At 42.9% G+C, this 16916-nt stretch carries 14 protein-coding genes; 12 read left to right on the forward strand and 2 right to left on the reverse strand.

Annotated elements, in window-relative coordinates; all coding sequences use genetic code 11:
• The first annotated feature begins 8 nt into the window (after window positions 1-8).
• From BUB77_RS13055 to BUB77_RS13085, 7 genes are all read left to right on the forward strand, one after another.
• Window positions 9-848, forward strand: a complete 840-nt coding sequence (locus BUB77_RS13055) for a carbohydrate ABC transporter permease (RefSeq protein WP_073276573.1) — start codon at window positions 9-11, stop codon at window positions 846-848.
• A 15-nt stretch (window positions 849-863) separates the two neighbouring features.
• Window positions 864-2138, forward strand: coding sequence for an L-cysteine desulfidase family protein (locus BUB77_RS13060; RefSeq protein WP_073276575.1), 1275 nt, complete (start codon window positions 864-866; stop codon window positions 2136-2138).
• 12 nt (window positions 2139-2150) lie between these two features.
• Entirely contained in the window at window positions 2151-2780 is a 630-nt protein-coding gene (locus tag BUB77_RS13065) for a GntR family transcriptional regulator (RefSeq protein WP_073276577.1), read from the forward strand.
• A 275-nt stretch (window positions 2781-3055) separates the two neighbouring features.
• Window positions 3056-3481: a VOC family protein gene (locus BUB77_RS13070; RefSeq protein WP_073276579.1), complete on the forward strand. Its 426-nt coding sequence runs from the start codon at window positions 3056-3058 to the stop codon at window positions 3479-3481.
• Between the two features lie 173 nt (window positions 3482-3654).
• Complete coding sequence (locus BUB77_RS13075; protein WP_073276581.1) at window positions 3655-4596, forward strand: prenyltransferase/squalene oxidase repeat-containing protein; 942 nt, start codon at window positions 3655-3657, stop codon at window positions 4594-4596.
• A gap of 93 nt (window positions 4597-4689) precedes the next feature.
• Entirely contained in the window at window positions 4690-5151 is a 462-nt protein-coding gene (locus BUB77_RS13080) for a GNAT family N-acetyltransferase (RefSeq protein WP_073276583.1), read from the forward strand.
• Window positions 5152-5193: 42 nt separating this feature from the next.
• Window positions 5194-5760 carry a histidine phosphatase family protein gene (locus BUB77_RS13085; protein WP_073276585.1) on the forward strand — a complete coding sequence of 189 codons (567 nt, stop codon included), beginning with the start codon at window positions 5194-5196 and terminating at the stop codon, window positions 5758-5760.
• A 53-nt stretch (window positions 5761-5813) separates the two neighbouring features.
• On the opposite strand, the gene BUB77_RS13090 is transcribed toward BUB77_RS13085, so the two are convergent.
• On the reverse strand, window positions 5814-7520 hold the full coding sequence (locus tag BUB77_RS13090; protein WP_073276587.1) for a sensor histidine kinase: 1707 nt from the start codon (window positions 7518-7520) through the stop codon (window positions 5814-5816).
• A gap of 3 nt (window positions 7521-7523) precedes the next feature.
• A complete protein-coding gene (locus BUB77_RS13095) occupies window positions 7524-9071 on the reverse strand; it encodes a response regulator (RefSeq protein WP_073276588.1) in 1548 nt (515 codons plus the stop codon).
• A 237-nt stretch (window positions 9072-9308) separates the two neighbouring features.
• Here BUB77_RS13095 and BUB77_RS13100 point away from each other — a divergent pair, with 237 nt between their 5' ends.
• From BUB77_RS13100 to BUB77_RS13120, 5 genes are all read left to right on the forward strand, one after another.
• Window positions 9309-11051, forward strand: coding sequence for a type 2 periplasmic-binding domain-containing protein (locus BUB77_RS13100; RefSeq protein WP_073276590.1), 1743 nt, complete (start codon window positions 9309-9311; stop codon window positions 11049-11051).
• A gap of 64 nt (window positions 11052-11115) precedes the next feature.
• A complete protein-coding gene (locus BUB77_RS13105) occupies window positions 11116-12030 on the forward strand; it encodes an ABC transporter permease (RefSeq protein ID WP_073276592.1) in 915 nt (304 codons plus the stop codon).
• Window positions 12031-12040: 10 nt separating this feature from the next.
• Window positions 12041-12934 carry a carbohydrate ABC transporter permease gene (locus tag BUB77_RS13110; RefSeq protein ID WP_073276594.1) on the forward strand — a complete coding sequence of 298 codons (894 nt, stop codon included), beginning with the start codon at window positions 12041-12043 and terminating at the stop codon, window positions 12932-12934.
• Window positions 12935-13062: 128 nt separating this feature from the next.
• The gene (locus BUB77_RS13115) at window positions 13063-14685 is read left to right on the forward strand and encodes a glycoside hydrolase family 13 protein (RefSeq protein ID WP_073276596.1); all 1623 of its coding nucleotides are present in this window, start codon (window positions 13063-13065) and stop codon (window positions 14683-14685) included.
• Between the two features lie 308 nt (window positions 14686-14993).
• Window positions 14994-16904, forward strand: coding sequence for a glycoside hydrolase family 66 protein (locus BUB77_RS13120; RefSeq protein WP_242962495.1), 1911 nt, complete (start codon window positions 14994-14996; stop codon window positions 16902-16904).
• Window positions 16905-16916: the final 12 nt, after the last annotated feature.

A 16916-nucleotide genomic window follows, 5' to 3' on the forward strand; every position in this document is an offset into this window, starting at 1 on the left:
GAAAACAGATGCAATATAAAAATAAGCAGTTTATACAATCCTTTGGGGTTCACCTGTTATTGATTAGTATCTCCTTAATCTGCGTTCTGCCAATATTGTGGATGTGCCTGATTGCTGTTAAACCGGCATCGGAGACAATGAGTGGATTCCACTCCATCGTAATACTGAATCCTACCTTTGAGAACTTTACAAAGCTGTTTAAGATGATACCTGTTTGGCAAAACACTTATAACAGTGTATTTACAACAATTCTTGGAACTGTGACCGCATTGTTTTTTTGTGCTCTGGCGGGTTTTGCATTTGCAAAATACAAATTTCCGGGAAGAAATTTTTTATTCTATTTTGTAATTGCTACCATGCTTGTTCCTCCGGAAGTAGGAGCAGTTCCGCTTTTTATCATTATGAAAAAGATTAATTTGATCAATAGTCTTTGGTCGTTGGTTATTCCAAGGATTGCTACTGCGGTGGGGATTTTTTACATGCACCAGTATATAAGCGATGTTCCCGATGAACTGGTTGAGGCCTCAAAAATAGATGGCTGCAGGGATTTTGGTATTTTTATGAAAATCATTCTTCCGGTTATAAAACCGGCATTGGCTTCCTGGGCTGCCGTTACTTTGATAGCCAGATGGAATGACTTTTTTTGGCCGCTTCTTTATTTGAGAAAACAGGCAAAATATACTTTAATGGTTACGATTTCCCTTTTACCGGTCAGTGAAGGTCTTTCCACGCCATGGCCTGTTATCCTGGCGGGAACAACTCTTGTCATTGTTCCCATTGTTGTGTTATATTTAATATTGCAGACACTGCAAAAAGCAGGAATGATGGCTGGTGCCGTGAAGGGTTGATAGAGGAGAACAGATATGTTAAAATCAGATGAAAAATACCAGGCATATATTCAGATTTTAAAAGAGGAATTAATTCCAGCTATGGGATGTACGGAGCCCACGGCATTAGCTTATGGGGCGGCCAGGTGCAGGGAAATTCTGGGCAGAGAACCGGAACGGATTCAGGTAAAAGCCAGCGGCAGCATTATCAAAAATGTAAAATCCGTGATTGTACCTAATACAGGTCAGTTAAAAGGAATAGCGGCTGCCGTTGCGGCTGGTGCAATAGCGGGTGTTCCGGATAAAAAACTGGAAGCCATCAGTCAAATTACCCAGGAGCAGAAAGAAGAAATTAAAAAATTTTTGGAAACTGCGGATATTACAGTGGAATATTTAGACGACGGGCTAAATCTGGATATGGTTATTACTGAACAGGCCGGTGCTGACACTGCAAGAGTGCGTATTGCCAATTATCATACCAATATTGTACTGGAAGAAAAGAATGGTAAAATACTTTTGGAAAAGCCTGTTACCGGAGACAAGGAAGAGGACCTGACAGACAGGGGGCTTCTGGATATGGAAGGCATCTGGGATTTTGCAACGACATGTGATATAATGGAAGTAAAAGATATATTGGATCAGCAGATAGCATGCAATATGGCAATTGCGGAAGAAGGTCTGAAAAAATCCTACGGGGCTAATATCGGGCAGGTCATGCTGGACGCATACGACAATCGTTCAGGGAACCGGGCAGTTGCCATGGCGGCTGCTGGGTCCGATGCGAGAATGAACGGCTGTGAAATGCCGGTCGTTATCAATTCCGGTTCAGGGAACCAGGGAATTACCTGCTCGGTCCCGGTGATTGAGTATGCCAGGGAATTGGAGGCAGGGAATGAAACTTTGTATCGGGCTTTAATTCTTTCCAATCTGATAACAATACACCAAAAGACAGGTATCGGCAGACTGTCGGCCTTCTGCGGGGCTGTCTGTGCCGGAGTTGCCGCCGGCGCCGGAATTGCCTATCTAAAAGGGGGAGGTATGAAGGAAATCGTTCATACGGTAGTTAACGGCCTTTCCATCGTATCAGGCATGGTTTGCGACGGAGCAAAAGCCTCCTGTGCCGCAAAAATTGCCTTTTCCGTCAATGCGGGATTGCTTGGGTATGAAATGTATGTCCGGGGACAGCAGTTCAGGGACGGTGACGGACTGGTAACCAAGGGGGCGGATAATACGATTAAGAATATCGGACGCCTTGGAAGGGAAGGCATGCGGGCTACAAATGAAGAAATTATAAAAATCATGATGAGTTAAAGAGGAGTATATATGAAGAACCAGTCAATTAAAAACCAAGTATATGAGGGAATTTTAAAGGATATTTTAGACGGTGTTTATCAGGCGAATGCGATTATCAATGAAAAGGCCCTGATCGATAAATACAATGTCAGTAAAACACCGGTAAGAGAAGCACTTGTTCAGTTGTGCAGTGAAGGAATACTAAAGAATATTCCCCGTTTTGGTTATCAGCTGTCTATGATTACACCAAGTGAAATTATCGAAATGATTGAATTTAGAAAGATAATAGAAGTCGGGGCTCTGGAAATGAGTTTTGACAGGCTGACAGCCAGCCATTTGGAAGAATTAAAGGAATTGAATCGGCAGGCTGAAAATATAAGCAAAAGCCAGGATATTAAAGTCCATTGGGAAGCAAACCAAATGTTTCACAGGAAGCTTTGCAGCTTTTGTGGAAACCGGTATCTTCAAAAATCCTTGGATGATTCATTAAATTTTTGTACACGTATTGCAAACCAATATTTTGTAAAAGTATGGGAGAGCAATGAAGCGGAAGATGGCGACCATTTTAAAATTGTAAATTCCATTGAAAATAAAAATCTGGAATATGCGAAAGAAATACTTATTTATGACATTGAATTGATGAAAAATAAAATATTATAAGTAAGATGTTTTAGCAGGCTAATTTTTACTGTATCAATCATTTGAAAATACAAATCCCTTAACCTTCACATAATAGTTTAAACAATCCCCATTCGGTATTGAAACAAAAAGGTGAAGGTTATATAGAAAGCAGACAGAAGCCTAACATTTTAGGAGGCAGAAGTCTGCTTTTTTGGAGCCTGAATATTCAGTGAAAAAAGGGAGATATAAGTAGAATTTAATGCTTGATTATTGTATAATAATACCAATAATGTCAAAAGAGAGGAGTGTAAAGTATGGCCATTTTTACACCGAATTTTAATTTTGCAGGAGATTGTGAAGAGGCAATTTATCTGTATCAAAAAGCCTTTCAGGGAAGGATAGGCTGTATGCTGCGGTATTCTGAGGCAGATAAAAGTGACTGGGATAAGGACTTAACCACAGAGCAGGAAAACTATATCTACCATGCAGAGTTGTTCCTGGGGAATCAAAGAATGATGCTGTGCGACAATCTGGATGTGGAATTCGTGAAAAGCACCGCACTGTCTCTTACCGTGACCCTCGATACAAAGGAGGAGGTAGCTGGGGCTTATGAAATTTTAAAGGAAGGCAGTACGACAATATATGCCCCCCATTCTACGACCTACAGCTCCTGTGTGGTAGTATTTATCGATAAATTCGGTTTTCGCTGGGGGCTGATGACAGAGCAGACAGAAAGATAGCTGGATAAATAAATGAAAAGCAGCCTGCCTTTATGGCAGAACCAAAAAATATTTCCATAGACAGGGGAATCTAATAATTATTAAACTTGGAAGTTTAAATCGGGTGCCAGAATGTCATGTTTATTGAAATTCTGAAATCCAGATCAAATTTGAAAACAGATTGGAGATAAAAATTGAAGAAGCTGGGGTTAGAAGCATATCAGGAAATAAAAGTATGGATGCATAGAAATGCAAGGCCCGTTGAACTGGCGGTATGGCAGTATTTCTTTGAAAACGGGAGTAAGGAAGCGGTACTATCAGCTTTGTCCTATTACCAGAATGAAGACGGAGGATTTGGAAATGCACTGGAGGCCGACTGCTGGAATCCGGAATCTTCACCTTATACAACTTTATATGCCATAAATATATTAAAAGCCATCGACTTTAAGGATGCGGCTCACCCTATGCTGCAAGGCATATTCAGGTTTCTGGAGAGCGGAAAGTATTTTTTAGAGAATGGATGGCTTTTTAGTATACCATCCAATAATGGTTATGCACATGCACCCTGGTGGACATATAATAGTGAAGCAAATGAAGTGGAAAGCATTGGTGTTACTGCAGAATTATGCGGTTTTGTTTTACAGTGTTTCCCTAAAAGCACTAAGCTATATAAATGTGTCATACCAATCATAAATAACCTTATAAAGAAGCTGGATTCCCAGGATGGCTTTGGAGATATGGGCATTGGGGGATATTGTGTCCTTTTAGATGCTATCAGGCAGACTGGTTTAGTAGAGCAGTATGATATTAACAGAATGCAGGATACGGTTAAGGAACTGGTATATCATTCAATAGAGAGGGACACTGCCAAATGGTCTTCCTATGGCGTCCGTCCTTCTAACTATATAACTACTCCTGACAGCATATTTTATCCGGGTAATGAGGACATCCTTCAAAAGGAGCTTGATTATCTGATTGAAACAAGGGAGAAAAATAATGTCTGGAATATAACCTGGAGCTGGTTTGAAAACAATGAAAAATACCAAAAGGAATTTGCCGTTAGTGAAAACTGGTGGAAAGCAGAGAAAGCTATTGAAAAGGTCCTTTTATTAAAGAATTTCAACCGCCTTTGTTAGAAAGGGATATTTTCCGCAGGAATATAATTCTTTGTAGGTTTCGCAATTTATTGCTATGGGGAATGAAAGAGAGAAGTCAGGAGAAGTGGATGAATGGAAATCACAATAAAAGAGCTGGATACCGCTTATTGCAATGCTATGGCTGAATTGCTTAATTTCGATGAAAAACTGCATCTGGCGCTTTCTCCCGATAGTCTCCATATAAATATTACCGGGAAAGAATATTATGATGGCTGTAAGACATGGGAGAAAAGAAAGAACGGGAATAATTTTGTTATTCTGGATGAGGACAGGCTTATAGGCTCCATATCTTATCATAAGATTAACCATTTAACAGCAGGGTGCGGTTATTGGATTAAAAGCAGCCTCTGGGGGAAAGGATATGGTAAAGAAGCCTTTGCCGGGTTTTTACCGGTTATAGAGAAAGCCGGCTTTGAATATGTAACAGCAAACATATGGAAGGATAACATAGCATCCTTAAAAATATGGGAGAAGTATACCAGCGATATAAGGGAAGAGGAAGGCAGGTATATCCCTCTGATTAAACTGGTGTAGTTAATATTGAAGACCGACAAGCAGTACAGAAATGGAGAATGTATGAAATTATATCTAATCAGACATGGGCAGACGGACTGGAATGTAGCAGGAAGAATTCAGGGAAGCCATGACAGTGAGCTAAATGAGAATGGAATCAGTCAGGCAGAAGCCTTGGGAGCCAAATTATTGGATTCCGGGCTGAAATTTTCTAAAATATATTCCAGCACACAAAAGAGAGCCTTTAAAACGGCAGAAATCATTAGCGGAATTACGAAAAAGCCTCTTGAAGCAGTAAAAGGGCTGGAGGAGATCAGTCTTGGAGCGTGGGAAGGACTGACCTGGGAGGAGGTAATACAAAAATATTCAGCTGAATATAAAAGGTGGCGCCAAGACCTCAGGTATACCAAGGCACCTGAGGGAGAATCCTATCAGGAAATGCTGGAGCGTGTGCTTGCCGCCCTGCGCAGGATTATTGAAACAAACAGCGAAGATGCCGCAGTTGTAACCCATGGTGCGGTTATCATGTGCCTCCGGTGTTATATTACCAATACGCCTTTTGAGAAAATGAGAGAATTTCAGGCAAAGAATACCTCGGTATTGGAAATAAGCAGTGAACTGCTGGGATAAGTCAAAAAAGAAGTACCTGTCCCAGGGTTGCTGTAGTGTATTCTGCTGCACAGCTACTGTGCAGCAGGTAGTGTAAGCCATACCGTTGTTCCTTCGTTTACCTTGCTTTCATATTTTAATCCGAATTCAGCTCCATAGTATAGCTGTACCCGCTGATGGACATTATGGGCGCCGTAGCCGTTGGTTTCAGAGGTCAGAAGCCTGGTGAGGGTCTCCGCCTGCATGCCGCAGCCATTATCGGATACCGTAAAGATAAGAAGAGCAGCGGATCTTGTTAAGGATATGGTAAGCAGGCCTCTGCCGGGAGTTTCTTTATGGTCAATCCCGTGGATAATTGCATTTTCCGTCAGGGGCTGGAGCAGGAGGTTTATCATAACCAGGGAAAGAGCACTTTCATCAATCTCATATACCACATCGAAGGAATTGGAGTGCATCATACTCTGGATATTGATATAGGACCTGGTATTTTCCAGTTCGTCATGTACGGATATAAGGTTTTTCCCTTTGTTTAGGGTAGTACGGTAAAAGGTGGAGAGCAGCTGTGCCATGCGGCTGATATCCTCCTGCTCTGCCATAATTGCCTTTCCGTTTATCAGAGAAAGGCTGTTATAGAGAAAATGAGGATTAATCTGTGCCTGCAAGGCCTTCATTTCATATTCCTGCTGGGTAATCTTACTTTTATAGACCTCATCAATGAGATATTGAATACGGGATACCATGCGGCGGAAGCTTTTGACCAGATGGCCCAGTTCATCGGAAGAGTCATATACTACACGGACTGCCATTTCACTGTCCTCCAGCTTATCCATATCCTCTGACAATTCTTCCAGGGGGCGGACCAGACTTTTGGATAATAGGGCACTCAATACAAAAAGCAGCAGGAGGCACAAAAGGACGATTAGTATTACGATGACAGTTATTTGATTTGCAGCTTCTGAAACAGTGCTTACCGGGCGGTAGACATATATTTTCCAGCCGGAATTTTTAAGGGAAACAGACTGTATGACGTAGGTTTCATTGAGCTTCCCGCCTTTTAAAGCAGAAAGTGACTGATCGGAAAGGGCATAGCTTAAATCCTTTTCCTTAAAGTCATGAAAGGAGTAAAGAACCTCACCCTGCCCGTTTTCCAGGAATACCCCATAGGATTTGTTGAACAGGGAGGACAGAGTTGAAAAGGTCTTCTCATAGCTGATATTCATATACAGGATACTGGTATAATTACTGCCTGACAAGTACAGCCGGCAGATTAGGGAAAGAGATTTTTTATCCTTGGAGGCAGCAAAAAAAGGTGTGGTTTTTGACAGGGCCTCCCGGTACCAGGGCAGATTTTTGATATCTCCTAAGGGTCTTAGGGTGCTGCCATGGGGATAGATTGGGTTATCCGTATAGATTGTCAGAGTCTTTATTTCTCCGTGAAGGGACCTGACAGTGGTAAACAAGGGGTCAAGCTCATACATATAGGTCTTATACATGTCAAAGTTGTTGGTAAAGGTATGGGTGAGGCTGTTACGGACATCCTCATCCCATAGGATCAGGTTCATGGCATTTAGATAGGAATCAATCTTATAGTTCAGGTTATATACCTCTTGCTTTAAGGATTCCTTCAGCGCCGTTTTTTCCCTGTCGATTAACAGCTTCCGTACCTGCCCGTAGGAAAAGCTGCCCAGAAGGATGACGGGAATCAGTCCTACAAAGAGGCATATGATAGTAACCTTTTTACGAAAGCTTAAATTCTTAAAGTATTCCAGCATATGTTTCATAATTCACACCTCACTCCGAAGCTGCCTGTGGTTCTGCCTGTATTTATCCGGTGTGGTTCCAAAGTCCTCCTGAAAACTCTTACAGAAATAAGAAATATTGGAATAGCCTACCGAGGGACAGATATCACTTATTTTCATATTTGTTGTAATAAGCAGCTCTTTTGCCTTTTCCATGCGGATGTTTTTGATATACCTGTTAATACCAAAGCCTGTTTCCTGTATGAACAGGCTGCTGAGATACCTTGGCGTCAGATAGACCTTATCTGCCAGAATATTTAAACTGAGCTCTTCCCCATAATGGGCTCTGATATATTGGTCTACCAGGTTAATAGCATGTTTTGGAGACTGCTGTTCCTGCTCTATCTGAGCTACCAGTTTATCCAGTGTTTCGTCAATGAGGGAGCGTATATCCGAAAAATATTTAAAATGATAGATTCTTTCGGAAATCTGCCAAAAAGCAGATTCTTCATAAGTAGTAAGGCTTTGCAGCATTGTCTGCAGCAGGCCGGTAAAGAGATAGCGGACGTAAATATGGGAAAAGGTTGCCTGATTTTCATATTTCTGTATCAGCATGGCAATATTCTGTTTTAAACTGTACACATCCTTTAACTGGATGTCCTTTTCAATGCTCTTTAAAAGTATGTCATCTTCTTCCGGGTCTATTATACCGCAGGTATCGGAGCCCTGGGTATAAAGATATCTTCCCGGGAAAAAGAAGCGCTTCTCCAGATACATTTCTGTCTCGTTAAACACCTTCCCCATATCCTCCGGTGAGAAAAAAGGTTTGCTGATGGCAAGATAGCATACCTGATGATACTGCTCTGTAAGGCGTTTGTGCAGCTCTTCTGCAATAGCCTCCATTTTCTTTAATTCAGCAGCTTCGGTAAATAACAAAAGGCCTTGTGAAGGGTTCAGGTTAATATAGCAGGTATCCCGGGAGAGAACAGGGGAGACTGGGGATAGAAATTCCTGAGTGGTATCCTTTGTAAGCCTGCTGCCGAAGAAGTCGGATTCATATTGTATCAGCAGCATCTGCCTGTAAGTATATAAAAAGGTAATGTCCACGTCCTTATAAGCCTCTAGGATATTCACCAGAGAGGTATTGTTAATAAGCTGGTAGAGAATATGATTTTTCATAAAATCCAGACTGGCCTTTTGTTTTAAAGCCTCCTGTTCCTTCCGGCTGATAGCATCGAGAACGGTAAGGATGGTTTTCTGAAATTCTTCTGTGTTTACCGGCTTAAGAATATAGTTTACAGCCCGAAGGGACAGGGCTTCTTTCACATATTCAAAATCATCATAACCGCTGAAAAATATAATCTGAATATCAGGCTGCAGTTCCCTCACCTTACCTGCCAGTTCGATTCCGTTTAAAAAAGGCATTTTGATATCGGTGAATAAGATGTCCGCTTTTTGCGCAGTCAGGAGCTCAAGGGCTTCTTTTCCGTTAGCGGCCTCCATGACAGTAAGGGGAAAGCGGTATTTATGAAGCAGAAACCGAATAGCATCTCTTTCATCCTTTTCATCGTCTGTAATTAAAATACGGTACATGGGCAGCCTCCTGTGTGTGTTGTTTAAGTGAATTATATCATCCTGGCATAAGGTGTTCAATGGATGAAAGGCTCCTTCCATAAGGTTCCGGAAAAAGTGTTATAAAACATGAATTTCTTTCGTTTACCCATAAAGCTTCTGCGGTTATACTAAAAGTAAGCTGATCAACGGCCGTTGAGAGGGTCTTTACAATTAGTAATTCCGCAAGTGAACTTGCGGAATGCATGGAGGATTGATATGAGAAAAAATTATTTGTTCAGACATATTGCAATAACTTTGTCGGCAGTTATGGTATTGTCGCTGGCAGGCTGTTCGGGAACCAATACAAAGAATAATGCCGCTGCCGGAAAAAATACGGAGACCAGCAGCAGTAATAAGGGGGAAGAAAAAGGAACCCAGACAGAGGACGGTCCTTTTGGCGCTTATCCGGAGACAGTAACCTATACTATGGGACGGCAGACCATACAAAATCCCAAGCTGCCTGACGGAGATACTTATGAGAACAATGCTTATACCCGTTTCGTAAAGGAGAAGCTCAATGCAGTTGCGTCAGATGCCTTTGAAGCAAACGGAGAGGATTATGACAGACAGGTGTCCCTGGCAATAGCCTCCGAGGATTTGCCGGACATCATGAAGATAGGCAGTAAAGATATCCTGAATGAGCTGGTGGAAAATGATATGGTTGCGGATCTGACAGAGGCCTATAACACCTATGGCAGTGATTATTTGAAGGAAATCTATGAATCCTATGACGGAAGATGCCTTTCTACTGCGACCTATGACGGGAAGATAATGGCTCTGCCCGGAACGAATGTAGACAGTGCGCCCAATGAAGTATGGATAAGGCAGGACTGGGTGGATAAGCTGGGATTAAAGGTGGATGAAGACGGCAACGGTATGATTACCATTGACGAGCTTAAGAACATAGCCAAGGCCTTCATGGAAAAGGACCCCGGCGGCAGTAAAAATCCCGTTGGTATTTCCCTGGCATACTGGTTAAGCGCCAATGATTACGGCGGCGCCACCTACTGTGCCACCGGTATTGCAAATGCCTTTGGCGCCTATCCGAAATTATGGTTCAAGAATACGGACGGAAGCGTATATTACGGCTCCAATACCGAAGAAAATAAGAAAACCCTCGGGCTCCTGGCAGACTGGTTCAAGGAAGGAATCCTGGACCCCCAGTTCGGTACCAGAACCTGGGATGATATTACAGCGCTGTTAAGCAATGGACAGACAGGCATCACCTTTGGTGTATGGCATATTCCCGACTGGCTGTTAAATAACGTAAGAGCCATGGATAAGAAGGCTGCCTTTACCAGCTATGTTGTAGAAGGGGAAAACGGAAAGGCAAATGTATTTCATAACAATGCCTCCAGCGGTTATATTGTAGTCAGAAAGGGCTATAAGCATCCTGAGCTTGCGATAAAGATTGCAAACCTGTTCTATGATGAGCTGGCAAATACAAAGACTCTTGAAAAGGATTACCCCGAGGTGGCTAAGTACCAGGCAGACGGCGTGGATGGTTCCACAAGGCCCTTTAATGTGGAAATCAACAAATATACCTCCCTTTTAGACGATTACGCTGATATCAAAAAGGGAGTGGACGGTAAGATTGCCATAGAAGATGCACGTACCCTGGAATCCAGGAATGTAATCCAGAGCGTTAAGAGATATCTGAAGAATCCGGCTGCCGAGGATGTGACGGATTGGTCTAAATATCATTCCAGAATGAAGGGTATTGCATTAATTGATAAATTGACCAAGGAGGGCAGCTTTAACTGGGTTGACCCCGTCTTCTGGGGAACCACTGAAACCATGAAGAGCTCCTGGGCTAATTTACAAAAGCTTGAAGAAGAGACTTTTATAAAGATTGTTACCGGTTCCGTTCCTTTGGATGACTTTGATAAGTATGTGAAGGATTGGAATAATCAGGGCGGCTCCCAGATTATCACAGAAATTGAAGCAAACATAAAATAATGGAAGCGGCTGGGGGCTGTTGCGAAAGAAAATGCAACAGCCCCTTGTCAAAGGAGAGAATTTCATGCATAAAAGAAACCGCACCCTGGGAAATAAGTTACGTTCCGGAATAACCTATCATCTCATGATGATTCCCGGAGTAATATTCCTTATTATATTCAGCTATATCCCGATGGCTGGGATAATAATGGCCTTCCAGAATTATGTGCCCGCCAAAGGACTTCTGCATTCTGACTTTGTGGGCATAAAGCATTTTAAATACATGCTGATGCTGCCGGATATTACACAAGTGGTTATAAATACGGTAACCATAGCACTTGGGAAAATATTGTTTGGAACCTTTATGGCCATAGCGTTTGCCATCCTGTTAAATGAAATCCGGAAAAGAGTATTAAAAAAATGGATTCAGACCATTGTTTATCTGCCCCATTTCCTTTCCTGGGTGGTACTGGCGGCGGTAATCGTAAATATGTTCAACCTGGACGGCAGTGTAAATCTGATACTGACAAGCTTAGGAATGGAGAAAATTAATTTCCTGGGCAGCAATAAATGGTTCCAGCCTTTGTTAGTCTCAACGGATGTATGGAAGGAATTCGGCTATAACTCCATTGTATATCTGGCGGCCATTACTTCCATCGACCCGGGCCTTCATGAAGCGGCGGCTATTGACGGTGCTGCCTGGCGCAAAAGAATATGGCATATTACCTTGCCCGGCATGCTGCCGATTATTTTATTAATGGCAGCCATGAGCCTTACCAGTATCTTAAGTGCGGGCTTTGATCAAATCTATAATCTGTATACGCCGATGGTATACCAGAGCGGGGATGTGCTGGATACCTATGTGTACCGTATCGGCCTTATCGGAAGGCAGTACAGCTTTGCAACGGCTGTGGGGCTGTTAAAATCCTTTATCGGTATGGTACTGATGCTGAGTGCTAATGGATTTTCCAAGAAATTCACAGACAGAAAGATATTTTAGGAGGCAGGTTATGATAGAAAATAAATCCTTTGGCTCAAAGCTTAGAAATTTTATAATATATACCATTGTAATCCTGCTGGCACTTATGTGCCTGCTTCCCCTTTGGAATATTGCTGCCATATCCTTCAGCAGCAGTGCGGCTGTAACAGCACAGCGTGTAGGGCTGCTGCCGGAACAATTTACCCTGGCAGCCTATGAAAAAATTATGGGAGATGCACAGTTCTGGCGGTCCTTTGGCATTTCGGCCATGAGGGTAGTACTGGCACTTGCTATCAACATTGTGCTGATTATACTGATGGCATATCCTCTGTCGAAATCAAACAGGGAGTTTAAGGGCAGGAACATCTATATGAATCTGCTGGTGTTTGCCATGCTCTTTAACGGAGGTATGATACCGACATACCTGATAGTAAAGCAGCTGCACCTTCTGAATACGATATGGTCCCTGATACTGCCCGGGGCTGTTCCCATATTCAGTGTAATCCTGGTAATGAATTTCTTTGTCGGGGTTCCAAAATCCCTGGAAGAAGCGGCCATGATTGACGGTGCCACACCCTTTCAGATACTGTTCCGTGTATATGTGCCCATATCGAAACCTTCTCTTGCAACGGTTGCCCTGTTCAGCATTGTCGGAAGCTGGAATGACTTTTACAGCGGCCTGATCTACATAACAAAAATCAGGAATTACCCTGTAATGACCTACATACAGTCCTTAAGTGTAAATATTGAAGAGCTTTTAAAGGCAGGCATGAGTTCCAGTTCCCTGGCAAGTGTTACGGAGGTTTCAAACCAGAATCTGAATGCGGCTAAAATTGTAGTGGTGGTCATACCCTTGCTGTTAATTTATCCATTATTGCAGCGATATCTGATTACCGGTATTGTAATGGGGTCTGTGAAGGAATAATATATAGCTATAGGAAAACGAAGCTGAAAGAAAAATTGAAAAGAGGAAGCCACGGAGTTATTTCTTTCAGCCGGTAAGGTGGCCGTATCCCCGGTGTTTTTACCTTGGGATACGTTAGGTGCAGGAGTATGCAGGAAAGTAAATGGTGGAAAAATGCAGTTGTTTATCAGATATATCCAAGAAGCTTTAAGGATAGCAATGGTGACGGAATCGGTGACTTGCAGGGAATTATAAGGAAGCTGGATTATCTGAAGGAGTTGGGGGTAGATGCCATATGGCTGTCTCCCGTATGCCGGTCACCCCAGGATGATAATGGCTATGACATTTCGGATTACAGGGATATTGATTCGATGTTTGGTTCTTTAAAGGATATGGAGGAGCTGATAAAAGAAGCAGAAGAGAGAAACATCCGTATTATCATGGACCTTGTATTAAACCATTCCTCTGATGAGCACCTATGGTTTATAGAGGCAAGAAAGAGCAGGGAAAATCCCTATCATGACTACTATGTGTGGAGGGATGGCACAGAAGGGCTGCCGCCCAATGATATGAGGGCATGTTTTGGCGGCTCTGCCTGGGAATGGGTGCCGGAGCTGTCCCAGTATTATTTCCATCAGTTTTCCGTGAAGCAGCCGGACTTGAATTGGGAGAATCCAAAGCTGCGGCAGGAAATCTATGATATGATTCTGTGGTGGATGGAGAAAGGCGTGGGAGGCTTCCGACTGGACGTTATCGACCAGATTGCCAAAGAGCCGGATTTAAAGATAACCAATAACGGTCCAAGGCTTCATGAATATATCAGGGAGCTCAGTAAAGAGACCTTTCGTAAAGGGGATTTGATTACGGTGGGGGAAGCCTGGGGTGCCAATACGGAGCTTGCAAAGCTTTACAGCAATCCCGACGGCAGTGAATTCTCCATGGTATTCCAGTTTGAGCACATCAATTTGGACCAGCAGCCGGATAAGGAGAAATGGGACCTGGCTCCCCTTGATTTTCTGAAATTAAAGCAGGTATTTGCAAAATGGCAGAGGGAGCTGTACCGGACGGGCTGGAACAGCCTTTTCTGGAACAACCATGACCTTCCCCGAATTGTCTCCAGATGGGGAAATGACAAGGAATACAGGGAGAAGTCTGCCAAGATGCTTGCAACTCTTCTTCACGGCATGCAGGGGACGCCTTATATCTATCAGGGAGAAGAGCTTGGAATGACCAATGCAGAATTTGAGATAGAGGATTACAGAGACATAGAGACTCTTAATGTATATCATGAACGTCTGGAAAAAGGATACCAGAAGGAAGATATTCTAAACTCCATTCATGCCAAGGGCAGAGATAATGCCAGGACTCCCATGCAGTGGGATGACAGCCCCAATGCAGGATTTTCCGAGGGCACTCCCTGGATACGGGTTAACGGAAATTACAGGGAAATAAATGCAAAGCAGGAAATGGCAGATAAAGGTTCCGTATTTCATTATTATAAAAAACTGATTGGGCTCAGAAAGACTTACGAAGTATTTGCAGATGGAAAATTTGAACTTTTACTGGAAGAAGATAAGGATATTTTTGCCTATACCAGAACTTCTGAGGGCGAAAAGCTTCTTATAATCTGCAATTTTCATGAAAAGGAGGTTCCCTTCCTTCTGCCGGAGGGCTGGTCGGGAAAGGAAGAGATTCTGATAGCGAATTACAATGAAATAGCGGAGACCGAAAAGCTCAGGCCTTATGAGGCAAGAATCTATCGAAAAGCTTAAACCTTATGAGCCAAGAATTTATCGAAAAACTTAGGCCTAATAAGCCAAGAATTTATCGAAAAACTTAGACCTAATAAGCCAAGAATCTATCGAAAAGCTCAGACCTTATGAGGCAAGAATCTATCGAAAAGCTTAGACCTTATGAGACAAGAATCTATCGAAAAACTTAGGCCCTATGAGGCAAGAATTTACTGAAAAGCTTAGGCCTTATAAAATAAGAATCTACTAAAAAGCATTAAGGGGATAGTATCTCAACGCATTCTAAAAAATGCTGTGTGTATAAAATGAAGATTGGGAGGTATAAGGTGATGGGCAGATATAAAGGATATATGACCATTACTGCAATAATACTCGGCCTCCTTTTATTAAGTGCAGGTTTTTTTACCTTTGCATCAAAAGAAAGGAGTATGGCAGCAAAGCTGGCCATCGAGAAAATCACTACGGATAAAGCTAGGTATTACCCGGGCGATAATATAAAAATAACACTTCATATCAGGAATGGAAATAAAAAGGCCGTTAATAATGCGGTATTGAAACTGAAAGCATACCACCTGGGAGAAGAAACCGGTGAGGTGAAAAAGCTTACCCTTTCCCATCTTCCACCGGGGGAGAAGACGGTGAACCTTGAATGGCAGGCACCAAAAAAGGATTATAGTGGGTATTTGCTCAAGGCGGCTCTTTCCGGAAGGCTTGGAGGTATTAAGAGTACCGGAACAGCAGGTGTTGATGTATCCTCAACGGTCCTGAAATTCCCAAGATATGGCTATCTGTCCGATTTCAGTAAGGAAGTGGATACACAGTCCATGATTCGGGCAATGACAGAGTATCACATCAATACCATTGAGTATTACGATTGGCAGTATCTCCACCATCAGCCTCTGGCAGAGGGGATAACCGCAAAGAATCCGGGAGTATGGAAGGATTGGTCGGGAAGAGAAATCTATGGAACTGTCATAGCAGACTATATCCGGTATGCCCATGACGCAAATATGATAAATATGGCCTACAATATGATTTATGCCGGAACGGATACCTTTTTTCAGGAAGGCAAATATTCTTCCCAGGCAGAGCAATGGAAGCTCTATTTTGCCAACAGTAATGACAGGGGAGAGGGAGAATTCAAATTCCATATGGGAACCTCCCCCTCCGGAAACAGTAATCTGTATTTTCTGAATCCTTTGAATCCATCCTGGCAGAAATACATATTTGTGGAAGAAAATAAGATATTCGGTGCCTTTTCCTTTGACGGCTGGCACGGTGATACGGTGGGAGACTGGGGAGAAATGACGACAGCCGGCGGAAAGCCTCTTGGAAGGGATGAAGCGGGAAAACCTATCTATCTGGTAAAGGATACTTATACCCAGTTCTTAAATGCCGCCAAGGAAGCCCTGGGAGGCAAATATCTTTCCTTTAATCCCGTAGGAGCCCAGGGAATTGAAAATGCAAATAAAAGCAAAACGGATATTTTATATGCCGAATTCTGGCCTTGGGATAAGGACAGAGAGGGCAATACCTATGATACCTACTATTCTCTGGTGAAAGAGGTGGAGCGTTCCTTTGAGGACAGCAAAGCCCTGTCCTTTGACGGTAAGGGTAAATCCCTGGCGGTAAAGGCATACATTAATTATGATAAAACCGTGGGAAATATGAATGAGCCGGGTGTTATCCTGGCAGCAGCTTCTGTATATGCAGCAGGAGGTTCCAGGCTTGAAATAGGAAATGGGGATCATATGCTTCATAAGGAATATTATCCGGATGACAAGCTTCCCATGAGTGACGGGCTGAAGAAATATATGAAGGGTCTTTCTGATTTCACCGTGGCTTACGAGAACATCCTAAGAGACGGGCAGAAATCCTCAGAAAATACGGTTACGGTGGAGGGCTATCCTGCAAGCAGAGAAGGCAAATCCGATACGGTATGGACCTATACAAAGTCTGATGGGACTTATGACATCCTGCATCTGATTAACCTGCTGGGGACGGACAACCAATGGAGGGATGAAAGGGGAAAGAAGAAGGCGCCGAAGGAAATTACCAATTTCAAGGTGAGATATTATTCGGAAAAGGCTTTGAGCAATGCCTGGCTGGCATCACCGGACCGGGAGGGCGGCGTAAGCACCAGACTTCAACTGAAAAAAGGGAAGGATGATAAAGGAAGCTTTATTGAATTTACCCTGCCGGCATTGACCTATTGGGATATGATATATATCCGGCAGTAAAAATAGAATCAC

The organism is Anaerocolumna jejuensis DSM 15929, from assembly GCF_900142215.1.
Classification (GTDB): domain Bacteria; phylum Bacillota; class Clostridia; order Lachnospirales; family Lachnospiraceae; genus Anaerocolumna; species Anaerocolumna jejuensis.

Excerpts from the sequence above, each read along its gene's own strand:
- BUB77_RS13120 (WP_242962495.1), top strand. The coding sequence starts at position 14,994 with ATGGGCAGATATAAAGGATATATGACCATTACTGCAATAATACTCGGC.
- BUB77_RS13090 (WP_073276587.1), bottom strand. The coding sequence starts at position 7,520 with ATGAAACATATGCTGGAATACTTTAAGAATTTAAGCTTTCGTAAAAAG.
- BUB77_RS13095 (WP_073276588.1), bottom strand. The coding sequence starts at position 9,071 with ATGTACCGTATTTTAATTACAGACGATGAAAAGGATGAAAGAGATGCT.
- BUB77_RS13085 (WP_073276585.1), top strand. The coding sequence starts at position 5,194 with ATGAAATTATATCTAATCAGACATGGGCAGACGGACTGGAATGTAGCA.
- BUB77_RS13065 (WP_073276577.1), top strand. The coding sequence starts at position 2,151 with ATGAAGAACCAGTCAATTAAAAACCAAGTATATGAGGGAATTTTAAAG.
- BUB77_RS13060 (WP_073276575.1), top strand. The coding sequence starts at position 864 with ATGTTAAAATCAGATGAAAAATACCAGGCATATATTCAGATTTTAAAA.
- BUB77_RS13115 (WP_073276596.1), top strand. The coding sequence starts at position 13,063 with ATGCAGGAAAGTAAATGGTGGAAAAATGCAGTTGTTTATCAGATATAT.
- BUB77_RS13080 (WP_073276583.1), top strand. The coding sequence starts at position 4,690 with ATGGAAATCACAATAAAAGAGCTGGATACCGCTTATTGCAATGCTATG.
- BUB77_RS13100 (WP_073276590.1), top strand. The coding sequence starts at position 9,309 with ATGAGAAAAAATTATTTGTTCAGACATATTGCAATAACTTTGTCGGCA.
- BUB77_RS13105 (WP_073276592.1), top strand. The coding sequence starts at position 11,116 with ATGCATAAAAGAAACCGCACCCTGGGAAATAAGTTACGTTCCGGAATA.
- BUB77_RS13110 (WP_073276594.1), top strand. The coding sequence starts at position 12,041 with ATGATAGAAAATAAATCCTTTGGCTCAAAGCTTAGAAATTTTATAATA.
- BUB77_RS13070 (WP_073276579.1), top strand. The coding sequence starts at position 3,056 with ATGGCCATTTTTACACCGAATTTTAATTTTGCAGGAGATTGTGAAGAG.
- BUB77_RS13055 (WP_073276573.1), top strand. The coding sequence starts at position 9 with ATGCAATATAAAAATAAGCAGTTTATACAATCCTTTGGGGTTCACCTG.